General features: G+C 70.7%; 15 protein-coding genes. 8 read left to right on the plus strand and 7 right to left on the minus strand.

From position 1 onward, the window contains the following. The first annotated feature begins 161 nt into the window (after positions 1-161). Positions 162-1,547 (plus strand): cysteine desulfurase/sulfurtransferase TusA family protein, encoded by a 1,386-nt coding sequence (locus M1203_RS18615; protein ID WP_249950856.1) that lies wholly within the window; start codon positions 162-164, stop codon positions 1,545-1,547. A gap of 9 nt (positions 1,548-1,556) precedes the next feature. Here M1203_RS18615 and M1203_RS18620 read toward each other — a convergent pair whose 3' ends face one another. Next, complete coding sequence (locus M1203_RS18620) at positions 1,557-2,531, minus strand: carbohydrate kinase family protein (RefSeq protein WP_249950857.1); 975 nt, start codon at positions 2,529-2,531, stop codon at positions 1,557-1,559. A 241-nt stretch (positions 2,532-2,772) separates the two neighbouring features. On the opposite strand from M1203_RS18620, the gene M1203_RS18625 reads away from it, so the two are divergent. After that, on the plus strand, positions 2,773-4,356 hold the full coding sequence (locus M1203_RS18625) for a hypothetical protein (RefSeq protein WP_374403332.1): 1,584 nt from the start codon (positions 2,773-2,775) through the stop codon (positions 4,354-4,356). Between the two features lie 113 nt (positions 4,357-4,469). Here the strand turns inward: M1203_RS18625 and M1203_RS18630 are convergent, their stop codons facing one another. Continuing rightward, positions 4,470-4,826: an iron-sulfur cluster assembly accessory protein gene (locus M1203_RS18630; protein ID WP_030355429.1), complete on the minus strand. Its 357-nt coding sequence runs from the start codon at positions 4,824-4,826 to the stop codon at positions 4,470-4,472. Between the two features lie 266 nt (positions 4,827-5,092). On the opposite strand from M1203_RS18630, the gene nadA reads away from it, so the two are divergent. Next, positions 5,093-6,280: a quinolinate synthase NadA gene (nadA, locus tag M1203_RS18635; RefSeq protein WP_249950859.1), complete on the plus strand. Its 1,188-nt coding sequence runs from the start codon at positions 5,093-5,095 to the stop codon at positions 6,278-6,280. A 1,020-nt stretch (positions 6,281-7,300) separates the two neighbouring features. On the opposite strand, the gene M1203_RS18640 is transcribed toward nadA, so the two are convergent. The 5 genes from M1203_RS18640 to M1203_RS18660 all read right to left on the minus strand — a co-directional run bounded on the left by M1203_RS18640 (position 7,301) and on the right by M1203_RS18660 (position 13,830). Then, positions 7,301-10,459 (minus strand): efflux RND transporter permease subunit, encoded by a 3,159-nt coding sequence (locus M1203_RS18640; protein WP_249950860.1) that lies wholly within the window; start codon positions 10,457-10,459, stop codon positions 7,301-7,303. A gap of 217 nt (positions 10,460-10,676) precedes the next feature. Continuing rightward, complete coding sequence (locus M1203_RS18645; RefSeq protein WP_249950861.1) at positions 10,677-11,369, minus strand: response regulator transcription factor; 693 nt, start codon at positions 11,367-11,369, stop codon at positions 10,677-10,679. Then, positions 11,366-12,607 carry a histidine kinase gene (locus M1203_RS18650; protein WP_249950862.1) on the minus strand — a complete coding sequence of 414 codons (1,242 nt, stop codon included), beginning with the start codon at positions 12,605-12,607 and terminating at the stop codon, positions 11,366-11,368. Before M1203_RS18650 ends, M1203_RS18645 begins: the two co-directional genes overlap by 4 nt. A gap of 164 nt (positions 12,608-12,771) precedes the next feature. After that, on the minus strand, positions 12,772-13,053 hold the full coding sequence (locus M1203_RS18655; protein ID WP_249950863.1) for a hypothetical protein: 282 nt from the start codon (positions 13,051-13,053) through the stop codon (positions 12,772-12,774). Between the two features lie 9 nt (positions 13,054-13,062). After that, a complete protein-coding gene (locus M1203_RS18660) occupies positions 13,063-13,830 on the minus strand; it encodes a PspA/IM30 family protein (protein WP_249950864.1) in 768 nt (255 codons plus the stop codon). Between the two features lie 285 nt (positions 13,831-14,115). Here M1203_RS18660 and M1203_RS18665 point away from each other — a divergent pair, with 285 nt between their 5' ends. The 5 genes from M1203_RS18665 (at position 14,116) to rph (ending at position 21,558) form a co-directional block, all read left to right on the plus strand. After that, on the plus strand, positions 14,116-14,712 hold the full coding sequence (locus M1203_RS18665) for a DUF3043 domain-containing protein (RefSeq protein WP_249950865.1): 597 nt from the start codon (positions 14,116-14,118) through the stop codon (positions 14,710-14,712). Between the two features lie 59 nt (positions 14,713-14,771). Then, the gene (locus tag M1203_RS18670) at positions 14,772-15,506 is read left to right on the plus strand and encodes a bifunctional 2-polyprenyl-6-hydroxyphenol methylase/3-demethylubiquinol 3-O-methyltransferase UbiG (protein WP_283958790.1); all 735 of its coding nucleotides are present in this window, start codon (positions 14,772-14,774) and stop codon (positions 15,504-15,506) included. A gap of 66 nt (positions 15,507-15,572) precedes the next feature. Then, a complete protein-coding gene (locus tag M1203_RS18675) occupies positions 15,573-17,372 on the plus strand; it encodes an ABC transporter ATP-binding protein (protein WP_249950867.1) in 1,800 nt (599 codons plus the stop codon). 136 nt (positions 17,373-17,508) lie between these two features. Beyond that, entirely contained in the window at positions 17,509-18,597 is a 1,089-nt protein-coding gene (locus M1203_RS18680; RefSeq protein ID WP_249950868.1) for a S1C family serine protease, read from the plus strand. 363 nt (positions 18,598-18,960) lie between these two features. Further along, positions 18,961-21,558 (plus strand): rifamycin-inactivating phosphotransferase, encoded by a 2,598-nt coding sequence (gene rph / locus M1203_RS18685; protein WP_249950869.1) that lies wholly within the window; start codon positions 18,961-18,963, stop codon positions 21,556-21,558. The last annotated feature ends 57 nt before the right edge of the window (positions 21,559-21,615 follow it).

The raw sequence follows: 21,615 nt of genomic DNA on the forward strand, positions 1-21,615 counted from the left end.
ATTTAGGGCCGTGCGGGGAGGGTGCCCAACGCGCCGCCCGACTCCACGAAGGGGTGGACTTGCCGTTCCCGGGGCTCTCCCGGGGCCTTGGAAGGGCCGCTTCCGGGGCGCTTCTGACGCTCCCTCCGGATAACCGGAACCGGCGCGCGTTAGCGTGGGGCGTGGCCTACTTCGACGTCGCTTCCTCGGCTCCGCTGCACCCTGTCGCCCGGCAGGCTCTCCAGGCTTCCCTGGACGAGGGCTGGGCCGACCCCGCCCGGCTCTACCGCGAGGGCCGGCGGGCCGCGGTGCTGCTGGACGCGGCGCGCGAGGCCGCCGCCGAGGCCGTCGGATGCCGCCCCGACGAACTGGTTTTCACTCCTTCGGGGACACATGCGGTGCATTCCGGAATGTCGGGCGCGCTGTCGGGGCGCCGGCGTATCGGGCGGCACGCGGTGGTCTCCGCGGTGGAGCACTCCTCGGTGCTCCACGCGGCGGCGGCCCATGAGGCGGCGACCGGCGGCGCGGTGACCGAGGTGCCGGTGGACCGGCTCGGCGCGGTGTCGCCCGACGCGTACGCGGGAGCGCTGCGCGAGGACACGGCGCTGGCCTGTCTCCAGTCGGCCAACCACGAGGTGGGTACGGAGCAGCCGGTGGCGGCCGTCGCCGAGGCGTGCCGCAGCCGGGGCGTACCGCTGCTGGTGGACGCGGCGCAGTCGCTGGGCTGGGGCCCGGTGGAGGGCGCGTGGTCGCTGCTGACGGGCAGCGCGCACAAGTGGGGCGGCCCGGCGGGCGTGGGGCTGCTCGCCGTACGCAAGGGTGTCCGGTTCGCCCCGGGGGGTCCGGCCGACGAGCGGGAGTCGGGGCGCGCTCCCGGGTTCCAGAACATCCCGGCGATCGTGGCCGCGGTGGCCTCGCTGCGGGCGGTACGCGCGGAGGCCGCGGACGAGTCGGTGCGGCTGCGGGCGCTGGTGGACCGGATCAGGACGCGGGTGCCCGAGCTGGTGCCCGATGTGGAGGTGGTGGGCGATCCGGACCGCCGGCTCCCCCATCTCGTCACGTTCTCCTGTCTCTATGTCGATGGAGAGGCGCTGCTGCACGAGCTGGACCGGGCGGGGTTCTCCGTCTCCTCCGGCTCCTCCTGTACGAGCAGCACGCTGACCCCGAGCCATGTGCTGCGGGCGATGGGCGTGCTGTCGGAGGGGAACGTCCGGATCTCGCTGCCCCCCGGCACGCCGGAGACGGATGTGGACGGGTTCCTGGAGGTGCTGCCCTCGGTGGTGTCCGGCGTACGGGAGCGCCTGGGAGCGCCGGTCTCCGCCGCCGGGTCCCCGGGCATGGAGCCGTCGCTGGTGGTGGACGCGCTCGGCAAGCGGTGCCCGATTCCGGTGATCGAGCTGGCGAAGGTGTTCGGCGACGTACCGGTGGGCGGGACGGTGACGGTGCTCTCGGACGACGAGGCGGCGCGGCTGGACATTCCGGCGTGGTGCGAGATGCGCGGCCAGGAGTACGTGGGCGAGCGGCCGGCGGACCACGGTGTCGCGTATGTGGTCCGCCGGATGTCGTAGAGCGTGGAGTCAGGCCAGGTGGGCCTGGACCTCGGCGGCGGCGTCATGGCCGTACGCCTTGGTGAAGCGCTCCATGAAGTGGGTCCGGCGCAGGGTGTACTCCTGCGTGCCGACGGTCTCGATGACGAGGGTCGCGAGCATGCAGCCGACCTGGGCCGCGCGCTCCAGCCCGACGCCCCAGGCGAGGCCCGAGAGGAATCCGGCGCGGAAGGCGTCGCCGACGCCCGTCGGGTCGGCCTTGGTCTCCTCCTCGGGGCAGCCGACGATGATCGGCTCCTCGCCGACGCGGTCGATACGGACGCCGTTCTTGCCGAGCGTCGTGACGCGGTGGCCGACCCGGGAGAGGATCTCGGCGTCCGACCAGCCGGTCTTGGACTCGATGAGCCCCTTCTCGTACTCGTTCGAGAAGAGATAGGTGGCGCCGTCGAGCAGGGTGCGGATCTCGTCCGAGCCCATGCGCGCGATCTGCTGCGAGAAGTCCGCGGCGAACGGGATCCCGCGGGTGCGGCACTCCTCGGTGTGGCGGAGCATCCCCTCGGGGTCGTCCGCGCCGATCAGCACCAGGTCCAGGCCGCCGACGCGGTCGGCGACCTTCTTCAGCTCGATCAGCCGGGCCTCGCTCATCGCGCCCGTGTAGAAGGAGCCGATCTGGTTGTGGTCGGCGTCGGTCGTGCAGACGAAGCGGGCCGTGTGCAGGACCTCGGAGATACGGACCGACAGGGTGTCGACCCCGTGGCGGTCCAGCCAGGCGCGGTACTCGTCGAAGTCCGCACCGGCCGCGCCGACCAGGATGGGAGCTGTGCCCAGCTGGCCCATGCCGAAGCAGATGTTGGCTCCGACACCGCCCCTGCGCACATCGAGGTTGTCGACCAGGAAGGAAAGGGAGACCGTGTGGAGCTGCTCGGCGACCAGCTGGTCGGCGAAGCGGCCGGGGAAGGTCATCAGATGGTCGGTGGCGATGGAGCCGGTGACTGCGATTCGCACGGCGTGAACGCTCCTGATGAGGAGAACGGTTGACAGTTCACGCTATCGGGTCCCCGGCGACCTTCCTAAGCTCACTAACCGCCTGATAGCGGTGTCTTCTCGGCGAAACGGGCGGTCATACGGGGCGGATACGGGACGCGGATACCGGACAACGTCCGGCCCGGACACCCACTCGGCGCACTCCGGGGAACCGCCCGTTCCTCCGTTCCGTCCCACCGGCGTCAGGGGACGACCCGGGACGATGCACAGCCGAAGGAGCGCAGCGGTGACCAGCACGGAGCGGCCTCAGCAGAGCACAGCGGGCGCCGACGCCCCCGAACGCCCCCGCCTGCGGCGTTCCCCGCTCGCCATCGCCACGGTGGCGGCGGCGGTACTGATCGCCGGGGGCGGTGGCGCGTATTTCGCCACCAGCGCCTCCGGCGACGCCACGGACGGCGGAAGCGGTGCGGCGGGGAGCGGCAAGCCACCGCCGCTCGCCCTCGACGGCGCGGCGAGCGGTTCCGGAACCGGGTCCGTGGCCGGAACCGGCCCGTCCGAGCCGCCCGGCATCGCGCCGGGCGAGCCGGATCCGAGCGGGGTCACCTACCGCGCCAAGGGCGCGCTGCCCGACGGTCCCGCGACGGCCCGGGTCTACCGGACGAACGGAGAGGTCGCGGCGGCCGATGTGGCCCGGCTGGCCGGGGCGCTCGGGGTGGCGGGCGCGCCGCGGTCCGACGGGACGGTCTGGAAGGTCGGTACGGAGAAGGACGGTTCCGGTCCGCTTCTCCGTGTCGACAAGCAGGCGCCGGGCACCTGGACCTTCGAACGGTACGGCCCCTCGGGCGGTGACAACTGTCTCAAGGGGAAGAGCTGTCCGAGCATGGGTGGCGCCGGCGGGTCCGGATCCGTGGCCGGCACCGGGGGCGACGGCCGCGCTGAGGCCGTGAGCGAGGCGGCGGCGAAGCGGGCGGCGGCTCCGGTACTGAAGTCGCTGGGCCAGGACCAGGCCGCGCTGGACGCACGCCAGTTGATGGGCGCGATCCGGGTGGTGAACGCGGACCCGGTGGTCGGCGGGCTGCCCACCCATGGCTGGTCCACCGGGATCCAGGTGGACGCCAACGGGCATGTGACGGGCGGCACCGGCCAGTTGACGGCCCCCGAGGAGAGCGACTCGTATCCGGTGATCGGCGCGGACGAGGCGCTGAAGGAGCTGAACGCGCCGGGCGACGCCACCGGCGGCGGGATCGGCGGTTGCGCGACCCCGGCGCCGCTGGAAGAGCCGCTGGAGAAGGGGACCTCGAAGGGGACCTCGTCGGAGGGCGGGAACCCCGCGGCTCCGTGTCTGCCCAAGAGCGCCCCGAACCCGGAGCCGCTGGTGGTCGAGAAGGCGGTCTTCGGGCTGGCGATGCGGTCCGTGGACGGGCGCGGTGCGCTCGTACCGTCCTGGCTGTTCGAGGTGGCGCCGGGCGGGGACGCCCTGCCGTACACGGTCGCCCATCCCGCGGTCGCCCCGGAGTTCCTGGCGAAGCCGAAGCCTCCGCAGTCACGGCCGCAGCCGAGCGAGGAGTCGCCGGGCGGCCGGGTCCAGCGGGTCACCTCGTACACCGCCGAGGGGCGGACCCTGACGCTGCACTTCTCGGGCGGTATGTGCAGTACGTACACGCCGTCGGCGGACGAGAGCGGCACGGCGGTGAAGGTGCGGCTGACCGAGTTCAGTGAGCCGGGGACGGTCTGTGTGGCGATGGCCAAGGTCATGACGGCGAAGGTGACGCTCGACAAGCCGCTGGGCGACCGGCGCGTGATCGAGGCGACGACGGGCGATCCGCTGCCGCTGAAGAAGTCCTAGACGAGCAGGCACGGGAAGGGACACGAACGACAGGCGGCGGCCCCAGGGTTCCGGGGCCGCCGCCTGTCGTTCGCGCGCTCTGTCCTGGCCGGACAGGACCTACCGGGCAGGACCTAGCTGAAGGAGTCCCCGCAGGCGCAGGAGCCCGTCGCGTTCGGGTTGTCGATCGTGAAGCCCTGCTTCTCGATGGTGTCGACGAAGTCGATGGAGGCGCCGCCCAGGTACGGGGCGCTCATCCGGTCGGTGACGACCTTGACGCCACCGAAGTCCTTGACGACATCGCCGTCGAGCGAGCGCTCGTCGAAGAACAGCTGGTAGCGCAGGCCGGAGCAGCCACCGGGCTGTACGGCGACGCGCAGCGCGAGGTCGTCCCGGCCTTCCTGGTCCAGCAGGGCCTTGACCTTGCCCGCGGCGGCGTCGGACAGGAGGATGCCGTCGCTCACGGTGGTGGTCTCGTCCGATACGGACATCTGCTTCTCTCCCGGGTTGTACGGACTGCTTGCCGACAGTGCAACCGGCTCGGCCGCGGATTCATTCCGGGCCCTGGCGCGTGTCTTTCCCTCCTTCATGCTCGCACACCGGCTCGCGATGCGGCAGCCGGTGGTTCCTCGGGGCCCCCGCCCGGGAACGCGTCACATCGACGCTATGGGCATCGTCAAAGTGACGTGAACCGGTTATCATAGATAGTGTCAATTAGACGAAAAGGCTCGTCTGCAGAGAAGAAAGGGTGCGTGACGTGACCACCGCCCAACCCCGTCAGGATCTCGCCGTCCAGCCGACGCCCCTCGCCCTGCTGCTGCTCGGCCGCGAGGCGGACCCGCGCAGCGAGCGCGGCGTGGAGTGTCCGGGCGATCTGCCCTCCCCGTCCGACCCGGACCTGGTGGAGCGCGCCCGCGCGGCGAAGGAGAAGCTCGGGGACAAGGTCTTCGTCCTCGGCCACCACTACCAGCGCGACGAGGTCATCCAGTTCGCGGATGTCACCGGCGACTCCTTCAAGCTGGCCAGGGACGCGGCGGCGCGGCCCGACGCCGAGTACATCGTCTTCTGCGGCGTGCACTTCATGGCCGAGTCCGCGGACATTCTGACCGGCGACGACCAGAAGGTCGTCCTGCCCGACCTGGCCGCGGGCTGCTCCATGGCCGACATGGCCACCGCCGAGCAGGTAGCGGAGTGCTGGGACGTACTGACCGAGGCCGGCATAGCCGAGCGGGTCGTCCCCGTCTCGTACATGAACTCCTCGGCCGACATCAAGGCCTTCACCGGCAAGCACGGCGGCACGATCTGCACCTCCTCCAACGCCGAGCGCGCGCTGAACTGGGCCTTCGAGCAGGGCGACAAAGTCCTCTTCCTGCCCGACCAGCACCTGGGGCGCAACACGGCGGTGCGGGATCTGGGGATGTCGCTGGAGGACTGCGTCCTCTACAACCCGCACAAGCCGAACGGCGGCCTCACGCAGCAGGAGCTGCGCGACGCGAAGATGATCCTGTGGCGCGGCCACTGCTCGGTGCACGGGCGCTTCTCGCTGGACTCCGTGCGTGATGTACGGGAGCGGATCCCGGGCGTGAACGTGCTGGTGCACCCGGAGTGCAAGCACGAGGTCGTGGCCGCGGCGGACTACGTCGGCTCGACGGAGTACATCATCAAGGCCCTGGAGGCGGCCCCGGCCGGCTCGAAGTGGGCGATCGGCACGGAGCTGAATCTCGTACAGCGGCTGGCGAACCGTTTCGCCGCCGAGGACAAGGAGATCGTCTTCCTCGACCGTACGGTCTGCTTCTGCTCCACGATGAACCGGATCGATCTGCCGCATCTGGTGTGGGCACTGGAGTCGCTGGCCGAGGGCAACGAGGTCAACCGCATCCAGGTCGACAAGGAGACGGCGGACTTCGCGCAGCTGGCGCTGGAACGGATGCTGGCGCTTCCGTAGGTACGCCACGCCTTGTCGCGGGGTAGTCGGGGTGGGCCGGAGTCGGACATGGCGGGTGGGGGCCGCCCCTTAGGTTTCAGTTTCGCGGTTGCGGGTCGGGCGTCAAGGGCGCTCCTTCGTCGCGTCGGCAAGCCGATGGGCTGCGCCCACCCTTGACCCCCGCCCCTCCACCGCAAGTGCTGCTTTGAGGGGGGCGGCCCGGGGGAGGGGTCCCCGGAGGGCTGTCCAGTGGACCGGCCCGGTTCCCGGCCTGCGACCCGGTGGACCCTGCGGGGCGCGCGGCAGTGGAGTGGGGCGGCCCGGCACCGGCTCAGCGAGCCGATGTGAGTGGGTAGTTGGGACTCATGCCCCGCTGTGCGGGCTCGTTGTCGCCTGCACCTGTCGACGGAGGCAGACGAGCCCGTCACCCACCCCCTATGTCCCAGTTTGGCAAGCCATTCCAGGGCCCTCAGGCCGGTGATGCGTCCTGAGTTCGGTTAAGTCGTCTCCACGACACATCACCGCCTCCGACCCGCCCACTCAGCGCCTCACCAGTCACACCCACCCCACCACCCACACAGCCTCACCAGCGGGGCATGAATCCCCGCCGCCCACGGGGATCAGTCGCTGAGCCGGTGCCGGGCCACCCCATTCCACTGCCGCGCGCCCCGCAGGGCCCACCGACCTGCGGTCGGCGACCGGCCTCCGGCACATGGGTGCTTCCCCGGGGACCCCTCCCCCCGGGCCGCCCCCCCTCAAAGCAGCACTTGCGGTGGAGGGGCGGGTGTCAAGGGTGGAGCGAAGCGCAATCGGCGCAGCCGACGCGACGAAGGAGCGCCCTTGACGCCCGACCCGCAACCGCGACACTCAAAGATCAGGGGCGGCCCCCACCCGCCACCAAACCCCCCGGCCCACCCCGACCACCCCTCCGCCCCAACCCCCACCACACACCAGTGCCCCGGAGCAGCGACACGATCATCGCCGCCCCGGGGCACCTTCGGTTACCTCACGTACCTCACGTATCTCATCTCACGAGATACCTCAGACGTTCACCGGCTCCGGCTCGCTCGGCGAATCCGAGGCCGGGGTGCCGTTGCCCCCCTTGGCGTGCCGCTTCCCCACCTTCTTCTTCGCGCGGCGCTCCTTCCGCAGCTCCACCATCGTGTACAGCGTCGGCACGAGCAGCAGCGTCAGCAGCGTCGACGACACCAGACCGCCGATCACCACGATCGCCAGCGGCTGCCCGATGAAGCCGCCCTCGCCGGTGATGCCCATCGCCATCGGGAGCAGCGCGAAGATCGTCGCCAGGGCCGTCATCAGGATCGGACGGAGCCGGTGACGGCCGCCCTCGACGACCGCTTCCACCACGCCCATACCCTGTGCCCGGTACTGGTTGATGAGGTCGATCAGCACGATCGCGTTGGTCACCACGATGCCGATCAGCATCAGCATGCCGATCATCGCGGGCACGCCCATCGCCGTACCGGTCATGACCAGCAGACCGATCGCGCCGGTCGCGGCGAAGGGGATGGAGACCAGCAGGATCAGCGGCTGGATCAGCGAGCGGAAGGTCGCGACCAGGAGCATGAAGACGATCGCGATGGCCGCCAACATGGCGAGAGCCAGCTGTCCGAAGGCGTCGTCCTGGTCCGCCGAGACACCGCCGATGGACGCGGTCGCACCCGCCGGCAGTTCCAGGGCGTTGATCTTCGACTGGAGCGAGGCGGTGACCGTGCCGGTGTCGTCACCGGTCGGCCGCGCCGTGATCGTCGCGGCCCGCGCGCCGTCGATCCGGGTCATCGAGACCGGACCGTCGACCAGCTTCACGTCCGCGATCTCCCCGAGCTTCACCGGACCCAGGGACAGGTTCTTCAGCTCGGCGATCGTCTTGGCCGGCTTGGCCGAGGCGACGACGACATCCCGCTCGGTGTCGTCCAGGATCGCCTTGCCGGCCTCGGTGCCGCGTACCGCCTGACCGACCGCCGCACCGAGTGTGGCGTCGTTGAACCCGGCCTCCGCGGCCTTGGCGTTGGCCTTGACCGAGATGCGCGGGACGGACTGCGACAGGTCGCTCTCCACATCGGTGACGCCGTCGAGCTTCGCGACGGTGTCCCGGACCTGCTCGGCGGCCTCGCGGAGGGTGTCCGCCTCGGACGCCTTGACCACGACGCTCACGTTCTGGCTGCCGAGGCCGCCGCCACCCGAGGAGATCGCCGTATGACCGATGCCGTCGAGGCCGGCCAGTTCCTTCTCGATGCGGTCCTGCGTCTCCTTGTACGTCGCGGCGTCCTTCAGGGTCACCTGGTACGTCGCCTGGTTGGCGCCCGAACCGCCGCCGAAGGCGGCCGCGAAGCCGGAGGCGCCGACGGTGACCTGGTACTCCTTGATCTCCTCGATGCCGGAGAGGACCTTCTCGACCTTCTTCGCGGAGGCGTCGGCCGTCTCCAGGCTGGTGCCCGGGTCCAGCTCCTGCTTGATGGAGAGGACTTCCTGATCACCTGCGTCGAACAGGTTGGTCTTGAGCGCCGGCACCATGGCGAACGTGACCAGCAGGACGACGACCGCGATGACCACGCTCTTGATGCGGCGGTGGGTCGCGAAGTGCAGCACCCGTACATACCGCCGCTGGAGCTTGCTGTTGCTCTCCTTCTCCTCGGCCTGACGGCGGGCCTCTTCGGGGCTGATCCCGATGGCCTCCTTCGGCGCGCGCAGGAACCAGTACGAGAGCACCGGTACGACGGTCAGCGAGACGAGCAGGGAGGCGAGCAGCGCCGCCGTGACCGTCAGCGAGAACGAGCCGAACAGCTCGCCGACCATGCCGCCGACCAGACCGATCGGCAGGAACACCGCGACGGTGGTGAGGGTGGAGGCGGTGACGGCTCCCGTGACCTCCTTGACCGCGGTGAGGATGGCGGTCTGACGCTCCTCGCCGTAGCTCAGGTGGCGCTTGATGTTCTCCAGGACGACGATCGAGTCGTCGACCACCCGGCCGACCGCGATGGTCAGCGCGCCGAGGGTGAGCATGTCCAGCGACAGGTCACGCGTCCACAGCACGATCAGCGCCAGGACGACGGAGAGCGGGATGGAGACGGCGGTGACGAGGGTGGAGCGGATCGAGCGAAGGAAGACCAGGATCACGAGCACGGCGAAGACAAGACCGAGCATGCCCTCGGTGGTCAGTCCCGAGATCGACTTGGAGACCATCGGGCCCTGGTCGCTGACGACCGTGAGGGTGGCGCCGGAGCCGAGGTCCTTGCGGAGGTCGGGCAGCTTCTCCTTGACCGCGTCCGAGATGGCGACGGCGCTGCCGTCCTTGTCCATGGTGATCGTGACGGCGAGGCTGGGCTTGCCGTCGGTGCGGGTCAGCGAGGTCTCGGTGGCCGGCTTCTGCTTGACGGTGGCGATGTCACCGACGCGTACCGCGGAGGGCGTTCCCGTGGCGCCGCCCGGGGCCGCCTGGGGCAGTACCCGCAGGTCCTCGATCTGCTTCAGCGAGGTGAATCCGCCGCCGACCTGGACCGTACGGCTCTTGCCGTCCTCGGAGAACGAACCCGCGGGGAAGGTGGCACCGCCGGCCTTCAGCGCCTCGGAGAGCGCCATGGCGTTGAGGCCCGCGGCGGCGAGCTTCTTGTCGTCGGGGGTGACGGCGATCTGGAGGTCACGGACACCGTCGATGGAGACGTTGCCGACGCCGGAGATGTCCTGAAGGGCGGGGACGACCGAACGGTCCAGCTGATCGGCCAGCGCCTGCTGGTCCTTGTCGGAGGTGACGGCGAGGACGACGGCCGGGATGTCGTCCGTCGAGCCGGCCACGACCTGCGGGTCGACACCGGCGGGGAGCTGGGCGCCCGCGCGGTTCACGGCCTGCTGGACGTCGGCGACCAGCTGCTTGGTCTCCGTGCCGCCGAAGTCGAAGCTGGCCTGGATGACGGCGTTGCCCTCACTGGCCGTAGCGGTGGTGCCGGTGAGGCCGTCGACCGACTTGATGGAGTTTTCGAGCGGTTCGACGACCTGCTTCTCGACCACATCCGGGGAGGCGCCCTGGTAGGAGGCGACCACCGACACCATAGGGAATTCAATGGACGGCATGAGCTGCTGCTTGAGCTGCGGTATCGCGATGGCTCCGAAGACGATCGCGACGATCGACATCAGCCCGATCAGGGCCCGTTGCGAGAGACTGAATCTCGACAACCAGGACATGGGGGTCTCTCTTCTGTGGTGTACGCGGGAGGTGGAAGCGGCGGCTCGGCCGCGGAGGGGCACTGCGGAATCTCCGCGGATGGGCGACGACGGCCCCTCTATACGATCGGCCATCAACGGGGGCCGATCCGTAGACCAGAAGTCGAGTTCTTTATCCGGCGCGTACCGCACTTGGAGTACGCACGAGCGGTGTGCTATTCCACCCCCGGACGGTGTCCTACTCCACCCTTGGGCGTACCAGGCCCGATTCGTACGCGATTACTACCAATTGGGCCCTGTCGCGGGCCGCGAGTTTGGCCATCGCGCGGTTCACATGGGTCTTGACCGTCAGCGGACTGACCCGGAGACGCTCCGCGATCTCGTCATTGGAGTAGCCGCCCGCGACCAGCACCAGCACCTCGCGCTCGCGCCCGGTGAGCGCCTCCAGCCGCTTCGGGCTGACCGTCGGGGCCGCGTGCTCGCCCGAACCCGCGCTCGCGCTCTGCGCGAGGAAGGTGGCGATCAGACCCTTCGTCGCGACGGGCGAGAGCAGCGCCTCACCGGCCGCCGCGATCCGGATGGCGTTGAGCAGTTCCTCCGGCTCCGCGCCCTTGCCGAGAAAGCCGGAGGCTCCGGCACGCAGCGACTGCACCACGTACTCGTCGACCTCGAAGGTCGTCAGCATGACGACATGCACCCCGGCGAGGTCCGGGTCCGCGCTGATCACGCGGGTGGCGGCGAGGCCGTCCGTGCCGGGCATCCTGATGTCCATCAGCACGACATCGGGCCGGGTGGAGCGGGTGAGGGCCACGGCCTGCGCGCCGTCGGCGGCCTCCCCGACGACCTCCATGTCCGGCTCGGAGTCCACCAGGACCCGGAACGCGCTGCGCAGCAGTGTCTGGTCGTCGGCGAGCAGGACCCGGATCGTCATACGTTCTCCCCCGTGCGGTTCATGACCGGCAGTATCGCCTGGGTGCGGAAGCCGCCGCCGTAGCGGGGCCCCGCGCTGAGGGTGCCGCCGAGGGCGGAGACGCGCTCGCGCATGCCGATGAGGCCGTGGCCGCCGCCGTCCCCGGGCTCGCCCGTGCCCCGGCCGTCGTCCAGCACGGTGATCTCGACGGTGGCGCCCACGCGTACGACGCTGACCTCGGCCTTCGCCGACTGCCCCGCGTGTTTCCGCACGTTGGTCAGGGCCTCCTGGATGATCCGGTACGCGGCGAGGTCGACGGCGGCGGGGAGCCGGCTCCCGGAGCCGCCCGCCCCGTTCACCGCGAACTCCACGGGGAGGCCCGCGTTGCGGAAGGTGTCGAGGAGCCCGTCGATGTGGGCGAGGCCGGCGGCCGGTTCGGTGGGGGCCGTCGGATCGCCGGACTGCCGCAGCAGCCCGACGGTCGCGCGCAGTTCGTTGAGCGCGGAGCGGCTGGCCTCCCGTACATGGGCCAGCGCTTCCTTGGCCTGGTCGGGGCGCTTGTCCATGACGTGCGAGGCGACTCCGGCCTGCACATTGACCAGGGCGATGTGGTGGGCGACCACATCGTGCAGATCGCGGGCGATGCGCAGCCGCTCCTCCGCGACCCGGCGGCGCGCCTCCTCCTCCCGGGTTCGTTCGGCCCGTTCCGCGCGCTCGCGGATGGCGTCGATGAAGCGGCGGCGGCTGCGTACGGCGTCCCCCGCGGCGCCCGCCATGCCGGTCCAGGCGAAGAGCGACACATTCTTCTGGGCGTACCAGGGATCGGGGCTCACCCACATCGCCACGGCGGTGAGGACGACCGCCGTCGCGAGGCCGACCCGCCAGGTGGTGGGCCGGTCGGTGTGGGCGCCGACGTTGTAGAGCGCGATGATGGCGCAGATCACCACGCTCTCGGGCGGATGGTTCGTGAAGAGATCGACGAGGGACAGTCCGCCGGTGCACAGCAGTACGGGCAGCGGCGCGCGGCGGCGGAAGGCGAGCGCGCTCGCGCCGAGCACCATGAGCAGGACGCCGAGCGTGTTGGGGGAACGGGTGCCGAAGGTGGGGCCGCCGGGACCGGTGTGCGGCTCGGTGAACGACCCGAGCAGCATGCAGGTGAGGACGACCGCGGCCAGCACTCCGTCGGCCACGAAGGGATGCGCGCGCACCGAGCCGCGCGCACGGACGAGCGCGGTTCCGAGGGGGGTCACGTCAGGCATCCGAAAGGGGTCACGAAGCAACGGTACGGGGTCCGGGGTGGCGCGCCCACGCGCCTGTGTGCCGCATCCCGGACGCGGGGCCGTGCATGCGCGTGCCCCGCGCCCACCGGACGGAGCCGGAGGCGCGGGGCACGCGGGGAGTGCTGGAGTGCGGGAGACGCCGGTCAGGCCGAAGGGATCAGGCCGTCGTCGTTCAGCATCTCGCGGACCTCTTCCAGGGTCGCGCCAGGAGCGGGCAGGATCAGTTCGGACGGCTCCAGGGAGTCGTCGGGCAGTGGCTCGCCGAGCTCGCGGACCTTGTCCAGGAGGGCGTGGAACGTACGGCGGAAGCCGTCCGTGTCACCGTTCCTGATCTCGGCCAGCAGCTCGTCGTCCAGCTTGTCGAGTTCGGTGAAGTGGCTGTCCGCCAGCTTCACCTGGCCCTCCCCCATGATCCGTACGATCATGACGAATCCCTACTGCTTGTCGAATTTGTTCGTGGTCGGCGGGGCGTCCTGGGTGCCGCCCTCGATCGCCTGCTTCGGGGCCGAGCCGCCCGCGAGCTCCGCCTTCATGCGCTGGAGCTCGAGCTCGACGTCCGTGCCGCCGGAGATCCGGTCCAGCTCGGCGGCGATGTCGTCCTTCGCCATCCCGGACTGGTCGTCCAGGGCGCCGGAGGCCAGCAGCTCGTCGATCGCGCCGGCGCGCGCCTGGAGCTGCGCGGTCTTGTCCTCCGCGCGCTGGATCGCCATACCGACGTCGCCCATCTCCTCGGAGATGCCCGAGAAGGCCTCCCCGATCCGGGTCTGCGCCTGTGCCGCGGTGTAGGTGGCCTTGATGGTCTCCTTCTTCGTACGGAAGGCATCGACCTTGGCCTGGAGGCGCTGCGCCGCGAGCGTGAGCTTCTCCTCCTCGCCCTGCAGCGTCTGGTGCTGCGTCTCCAGGTCGCTGACCTGCTGCTGGAGCGAGGCACGGCGGGAGAGCGCCTCGCGCGCCAGGTCCTCCCGGCCGAGCGCCAGCGCCTTGCGGCCCTGGTCCTCCAGCTTCGACGACTGGCCCTGCAGCTGGTTCAGCTGCAACTCCAGCCGCTTGCGGGACGTCGCCACATCGGCGACCCCGCGACGTACCTTCTGCAGCAGCTCAAGCTGCTTCTGATACGAGTAGTCAAGGGTCTCGCGCGGATCCTCGGCCCGGTCAAGGGCCTTGTTGGCTTTCGCGCGGAAGATCATCCCCATACGCTTCATGACACCGCTCATGGGCTTCGCGCGCCCCCTTCTGACGGACTACAGCTCCAGCACTCCAACAGAACCCACAGTACGGGCCCTGCCTCTATTACCGCACTGTTCCAGCACGGATGCGCTCCTCCCCAAGGACGACTGCTCCGCCGCCCGGTCAGGCGCAAGGAGTAGACGGCTGTCAGGGACAGGGGAGACAAAGTCCCCCTCTGTCCCCATACGGACGCTCGCTGTTGCGGGATCGTTCCCCGCGGGGGTGGGGTCCAACCACGGCACCCCGTACCCTTGGGTTTTGTGTTCCGAAGCCGTTCCAAGGAAGAGAAGGCCCCCGCCACCCAGGTGACACCGGGCCTCTCCACGCAGCCCCGCGACCCGCAGGCCCCCAAGGGCCGCCCGACTCCCAAGCGCAGTGAGGCGCAGACGCAGCGACGTCGCGCCTCCACGACGCCGACCGACCGCAAGACGGCCATGAAGCGCCAGCGCGAGGCACGCCGCGCGGATCTGGCGAAGCAGCGCGAGGCGCTGGCGAGTGGTGACGAGCGCTATCTGCCAGCCCGTGACAAGGGGCCGGTACGGCGCTTCGTCCGCGACTTCGTCGACTCACGCTTCTGCATGGCCGAGTTCTTCCTGCCGCTCGCGGTGGTGATCCTCGTGCTGAGCATGATCAGGGTCGGTGCCCTCCAGAACATCGCGCTGCTGCTGTGGCTCGGTGTGATCGTGCTGATCGTCATCGACTCGATCGGGCTCTGGTTCCGGCTGAAGAAGCAGCTCGCCGAGCGCTTCCCGGACACCCCCAAGCGCGGTGCGGTGGCCTACGGCCTGATGCGTACGCTCCAGATGCGCCGACTGCGGCTGCCGAAGCCGCAGGTCAAGCGCGGAGAGCGGCCCTGAGCACGGAAGTCCCCCGCCACCCGGAGGGCCCGGCCGACAGACCGGTCACCGGTGGCGCGCTGCGCCATGTCGTCCGGCGTGAACTCGTCGCGCGCCAGCTCGACGAGCAGATCGTCGGCCGTTTCCCGGTGGGGCGGCGGCTGCGCGTCCTGGACGTCGGCATGGGACAGGGCACCCAGGCCCTGCGCCTGGCGCGCGCCGGACACACGGTCACCGGCCTTGAGTCGGACGCCGCGCTGCTCACCGAGGCCCGCGCGACGCTCGCCGACGAGCCCGCGGGCATACGTGAGCGGGTCAGGCTGATCGAGGGCGAGGGCCTGGAGACCGGGGTGCACTTCCTGCCCGGCAGCTTCGACGTGGTCCTCTGCCACGGGGTGCTGATGTACGCCGACGAGCGGGACGCGCTGCTCGCGGGGCTGGCCAGAATGGTGGCACCGGGCGGTCTGCTGTCGCTGCTCGTACGCAACGGGGACACCCTGGCCCTGCGGCCGGGTCTGGCCGGGGACTGGGCGGGGGCGCTGGAATCCTTCGACACGGACACCTATGTCAACCGGCTGGGGCTGCGGGTACACGCGGACCGGCTGGAGGCGCTCACCGCCACGCTGGCGGGGATCGCCGCGCCGCTGGGCGCCTGGTACGGCGTACGCGTCTTCACGGACGGCGCGGCCGGGGACGCCGAGGCGCCCGCCAGGGAGGAGCTGGAACGGCTGCTGGCCCTGGAGGACCGGGCGGGGCGCACCGATCCGTACCGGAGGGTCGCCGCGCTGCTGCATCTGTGCGGCGTGCGTGGCTGAGACCCGGGACATGATCCGGCCGGGGAGTCAGTCAGGTGAGGGGCCCCCGGACGCGTCCTCACGGTCGTGAGCAGCAGAGAGAGCGGCGGCGGAGCCGGCGCACCCGAGACGGCCCGGCTCTCCGCCGGGGAGACCTGGCGGGCCCTGTACCGGCACTTCCGGCCGCACCGCCGGATCGTTGCCCTCGGCGCCTTCCTGGCGCTGATCGGCGCGGCGGCCGGACTGGCGCAGCCGCTCGCCGCCAAGACCCTGGTCGAACGGCTGGGTGAGGACGGTTCGATCACCGGCATCCTGCTGGTGCTGACGGGGCTGGTGGTGTTCGGTACGGCGATCGAGGCGCTCGCCTCGTATCTCCTGGAGCGGACCGCCGAGTCGGTCGTCCTCGCCGCCCGCCGCACCCTGATCGGACGGCTGCTGCGGCTGCGGCTGCCCGAGGTGGAGCGGACCCAGCCGGGCGATCTGATGTCCCGGGTCACCTCGGACACCACACTGCTGCGCGCGGTGACGACCCAGTCGATCGTCTCGGCGGGCACCGGCGGGCTCGCGTTCCTGGCGACCGTCGTGCTGATGGGCGTGATGGACGTGGTGCTGCTCGGGGTGACGCTGGGCGTGATCGTGGTGATCGGCGCCGCCGTGGCGCTGGTCATGCCCCGGATCTCGCGGGCGACGCGACGGTCGCAGGAGGCCGTCGGCCATATATCCACCGTGCTGGAGCGGGCCTTCGGCGCGTTCCGTACGGTCAAGGCGTCGGGCGCGGAGGAGCGCGAGGCCGCCGTGGTGGAGGCGGCGGCCAAGGATGCGTGGCGGCACGGCGTACGGGCCGCGAAGTGGCAGTCCCTGGCCGGGTCCTCGGTCGGGCTCGCCGTACAGGTGTCGTTCCTCGCGGTGCTGGGGATCGGCGGGGCCCGGGTGGCCTCGGGGGCCATCTCCATCTCGACGCTGATCGCGTTTCTGCTGTTCCTGTTCTATCTGATGGATCCCGTCTCGAAGCTGGTGCAGGCGGTGACGCAGTACCAGGTGGGATCGGCGGCCGTCGCCAGGATCGCGGAGGCGGAGCGGCTGGAGACGGAGGTCCTGGAACCGGCCGCCGAAAGGGCGGGGGCGGCCGGGTCGCACGGCGGGGGCCCGGCCACCGTGGCCTTCGAGGACGTCACCTTCCGGTACCGCGAAGAGCTTCCGTACGTCCATCACGGTGTCTCCTTCGAGATTCCGGGCCCCGGGATGACGGCCTTCGTCGGCCCCTCGGGCGCGGGCAAGACGACCGTCTTCGGACTGATCGAACGGTTCTACGAGGCCACCGGCGGCCGGGTCCTGGTCGACGGCAGGGACGTACGCGACTGGTCGCTGCCCGAGCTGCGCGCGACGATCGGCTATGTCGAGCAGGACGCGCCGGTGCTGGCCGGGACGCTGCGCGAGAATCTGGTCTTCGCCGCCCCGGGCGCCACCGACGAGCGGATCCGGGAAGTCCTCGTACGAGCCAGGCTGGACGGGCTCGTCGAGCGGCTGCCGGACGGTCTGGAGACGCTGGTCGGGCATCGTGGCTCCAAGCTGTCCGGCGGTGAGCGCCAGCGCGTGGCGATCGCGCGGGCGCTGCTGCGCGGGCCCCGGCTGCTGCTCCTGGACGAGGCGACGTCCCAGCTGGACGCGGTCAACGAGCTGGCGCTGCGGGACGCGGTGGCGGAGGCGGCGAGGGAGGTGACGGTGCTGGTGGTGGCGCACCGGCTGTCGACGGTGACGCTCGCGGACCGCATCGTGGTGATGGACGCGGGCAAGGTGCGGGCGGTGGGCACGCACGACGAGCTGGTGGCGAACGATCCGCTGTACGGGGAGCTGGCGGCCACTCAGTTCCTGGCGGCGGCACGCTGAGGAGCGCGTCGGCGCCCGTGCCGGTCGGGGCCGGTCGGGGCGGGTCCGCGCCGGGTCGGGGCCGGTCGGGTCGGCGTCCCCCTGATCGGCGGTGCCCCGCAGGCACCACCGACAGGACAAACGGGATACTCCGGGCATGGATGTTTCCCTTCACCGCCGTCGCACCCGCCGGCCGCTGGGGCCTCTGACCGCCGCGATCTGCGTGGCGGCGGTGGCCGGCGGCTGTGCCGGCCCCGGCACCCCGGGCTCCCACAGGTCGAACCCCGACACCACGACCCAGGCGGCGGCCGTGCGGCGCGCGGGCAACGATCTGCAGACCGCCTACGAGACGGCGATCAAGAACGTGCTGCCGTCGGTCGTCCAGATCCAGTCGGGGGGCAATCTCGGGTCGGGCGTCGCCTACGACGGACAGGGTCATATCGTCACCAACGCCCATGTCGTCGACGAACAGCGGACCTTCTCGGTCACCTTGGCCAACAACGAGCAGCCCCTCCCGGCCAAGCTCGTCTCCAGCTTCCCCGAGCAGGATCTGGCCGTCATCAAGCTCGACAAGGTCCCGGCCGGGCTGAAGCCCGCCAAGTTCGGCGAGACCTCGGCGGTCGCGGTCGGTCAGATCGTGCTGGCCATGGGGTCACCGCTGGGGCTGCAGGGCAGCGTCACCCAGGGCATCGTCTCGGCGGTCGGACGGACCGTCAGCGAGCCCTCGTCGGGCGGCGGTACGGGCGCCACCATCGCCAACATGGTGCAGACGTCGGCCGCGATCAACCCGGGCAACAGCGGGGGCGCGCTGGTCAATCTGAACAGCGAGGTGATCGGCATCCCGACGCTGGCCGCGGTCGACCAGCAACTGGGCAACAGCGCCGCGCCCGGGATCGGCTTCGCGATCCCGGCGTCGCTGGTGAAGACGATCGCCGACCAGATCATCAAGAACGGCCGGGTCATCGACTCGGGCCGGGCGGCCCTGGGCATCAGCGGGCGTACCGTACTCGGCCCCGACTTCCAGCCGATCGGCGTCGCGGTCGTCACGGCCCCGAGGAGCGGCGCCGCGGCCAAGGCGGGGATCAGGCCCGGGGACATCATCACCAAGATCGACGGCACCCCGGTCACGACGATCCTCGCGCTGTCCGAGGAGCTCGCCTCGCACAAGCCGGGACAGAAGATCAAGGTGACGTACACGCGGCACGGCGCGAAGAAGACGGCGGAGGTCACGCTCGGCGAGATGTAGCGGCGCGGGGGGCGTTGACGCCCGATCACGCCGACTCGGCACACACGACAGGGCCCGCCGGACACGACCGGCGGGCCCTGCCCGCACGGTGCCATCGCCTCGGCAAACGCTTCGGCCAAAGGAAAAGGCGAGGAGAACTCTCCCCGCCACTCTCAACGTATAGCGCACCGGGGGGCTTGCGGCAAGACCCCCGTCACGGCGCAGAATCGTCGGCCGATGCCACAACCTGCGGAAACGGGAGCACGACGTGCGGCAGCCAGGGGCGAGGACGTGCCTGACAAAAGATTCGAGGGAGCGGGAGGCGCTGGTGATGCGACAGCCCGGTGCGGTGCGACCGGACATGGCCGCCCCGGAGGTGTCGCGATGACCGAGCGGTACGTATGGGATCTTCACGAGGTCGACGAGACGCGGATCGCGGCCGTCGGCGGCAAGGGCGCGCACCTGGGCGGGCTGTCGCGGATCGAAGGCATCCGGGTGCCGGGGGGCTTCTGTGTGACGACGGACGCCTTCCGACGGATCATGGCGGAGGCGCCGTCGATCGACGAGCGACTCGATCAGCTGTCGCGCCTGGACCCGGACGACCGGGAGGCGATCGGGGCGCTCAGCGCGCGGATCCGCCGGACCATCGAGGAGATCGCCATCCCGGGCGATCTCGTGGCGGCGGTCACCGGCGCGCTCGCCCGGCTCGGCGAACAGGCCGCCTACGCCGTCCGGTCCAGCGCGACGGCAGAGGACCTGCCGACGGCCTCCTTCGCCGGCCAGCAGGACACGTACCTGAACGTCATGGGGCCGGCCGCGATCCTCCGGCACATCAGCCGCTGCTGGGCCTCGCTGTTCACCGAGCGGGCCGTGACCTACCGTCAGCGCAACGGCATCGATCACCGTACGGTCCACATGGCCGTGGTCGTACAGCGGATGGTCTTCCCGCACGCGGCCGGCGTCCTGTTCACGGCCGACCCCGTCACCGGCGACCGGAAGGTCGCCACCGTGGACGCCGGCCTCGGCCTCGGCGAGGCCCTGGTCTCCGGTCTGGTGAACCCGGATGTCTTCAAGGTGCGACACGGCGAGATCATCGCCAGGACGATCGCCGCCAAGCAGCGCGCCGTGCACGCCCTGCCGGCCGGCGGTACGCGGGAGGTGGCGGTCGACCCGCGGCGGCAGGAGCTGCCGGCGCTGACGGATGCGCAGGTCGTGCGGCTCGTGGAGCTCGGACGGCGGATCGAAGCGCACTTCGGCCGCCCGCAGGACATCGAATGGTGCCTGGCCGACGACGGCTTCCAGATCGTGCAGAGCCGGCCGGTCACGACGCTGTTCCCCGTCCCCGACAGCGGCGACCAGGAGAATCACGTCTATGTCTCCGTGGGGCATGGGCAGATGATGACCGACCCCGTGAAGCCTCTGGGGCTCTCCATGTGGCGGCTGACGGCCATGGTGCCGATGCACGAGGCAGGCGGAAGGCTGTTCGTCGATGTCACCCGGCGTCTGGCCGCGCCCGCGAGCCGCGCCGGCCTCCTGGACGTCATGGGGAGAGGAGATCCGCTGATCAGGGACGCTCTGGAGACCGTCCTCGATCGCGGCGATTTCGTCCCGTCGCTGCCGGACTCGGGTCCCGGCGCACCGCCGGCCGGCGGTGCGCCCGCCCCGATCGAGACCGATCCGGCCGTCATCGCCGAGCTGATCGAGCGCAGCCGGGCGTCCATCGCCGCCCTGGAGCGCGACATCAGGACGAAGACCGGACCGGCGCTGTTCGACTTCCTGCTGGAGGTCTTCGAGGAGCACAAACGAGTCCTCGGTGATCCGCTGAACATTCGGGCGATCATGGCGGGGATGGAGGCCACGTGGTGGCTCAACGACACGCTGTGGGAGTGGCTGGGCGAGAAGAACGCGGCCGACACGCTCACGCTGTCCGCCCCCGACAACGTCACGTCGGAGATGGGACTGGCGCTGCTCGACGTCGCGGACGTGATCCGGCCGTGGCCGGAGGTGGTGGCGTTCCTCCAGGGTGTCGAGGACGAGGGCTTCCTGGACGAGCTGCCGAAGCTCGCGGGCGGGACCGAAGCGCGCGACGCGATCGAGGACTACCTCGACCGGTACGGCATGCGCTGCGTCGGCGAGATGGACATCACGAGGCCACGTTGGCGCGAGCGCCCCACCTCGCTCGTGCCCGTGATCCTCGACAACGTCAGGAACTTCGCACCCGGCGCCGCCGAGCGGCGCTTCGAACAAGGGCGGCAGAAGGCGCGGAAGAAGGAACAGGACGTCCTGTCACGCCTGCGGGCCCTGCCGGACGGGGACCGGAAAGCCGGCGAGGCCAAGCGGATGATCGACCGGGTCAGAACCTTCATCGGGTACCGGGAGTACCCGAAGTACGGCATCATCAGCCGCTATTTCGTGTACAAGCAGGCCCTGCTGGAGGAGGCCGGGCGCCTCGTGCGGGCCGAGGTGCTTCCCGAGAAGGAGGACATCTTCTACCTCACGTTCCAGGAACTCCACGACGTCGTGCGCTCGCACCAGGTGGACGAACGGCTCATCCAGGAACGCAAGGACGCGTTCCGTTCGTACCACGCGCTCACCCCGCCCCGGGTGCTCACCTCGGACGGTGAGGCCCTCACCGGGTCGTACCGCCGCGACGACGTGCCGGCCGGCGCCCTGATCGGCGTCCCCGTTTCCGCCGGGACCATCGAGGGAAGGGCCCGCGTCATCCATGACATGGCGGAGGCCGATCTCGCGGCGGGCGACATCCTGGTCACGACCTTCACGGACCCCAGCTGGTCACCGCTGTTCGTCGGAATCGCGGGCCTGGTGACGGAGGTGGGCGGCCTGATGACCCATGGCGCGGTGATCGCCCGGGAGTACGGCCTGCCGGCCGTCGTGGGCGTGGAGCGGGCCACCCGGCTGATCCGGGACGGACAGCGGATCCGCGTGCACGGAACCGACGGGTACGTCGAGATCCTGCCCTGACCACACCGCGCCGAGAAGCCCCCCGCCAATGCCGGGTGCCCGCGGACCGCTCCGCGG

Origin of the sequence: Streptomyces sp. 35G-GA-8 (genome assembly GCF_023534745.1) — a bacterium.
Taxonomy (GTDB): domain Bacteria; phylum Actinomycetota; class Actinomycetes; order Streptomycetales; family Streptomycetaceae; genus Streptomyces.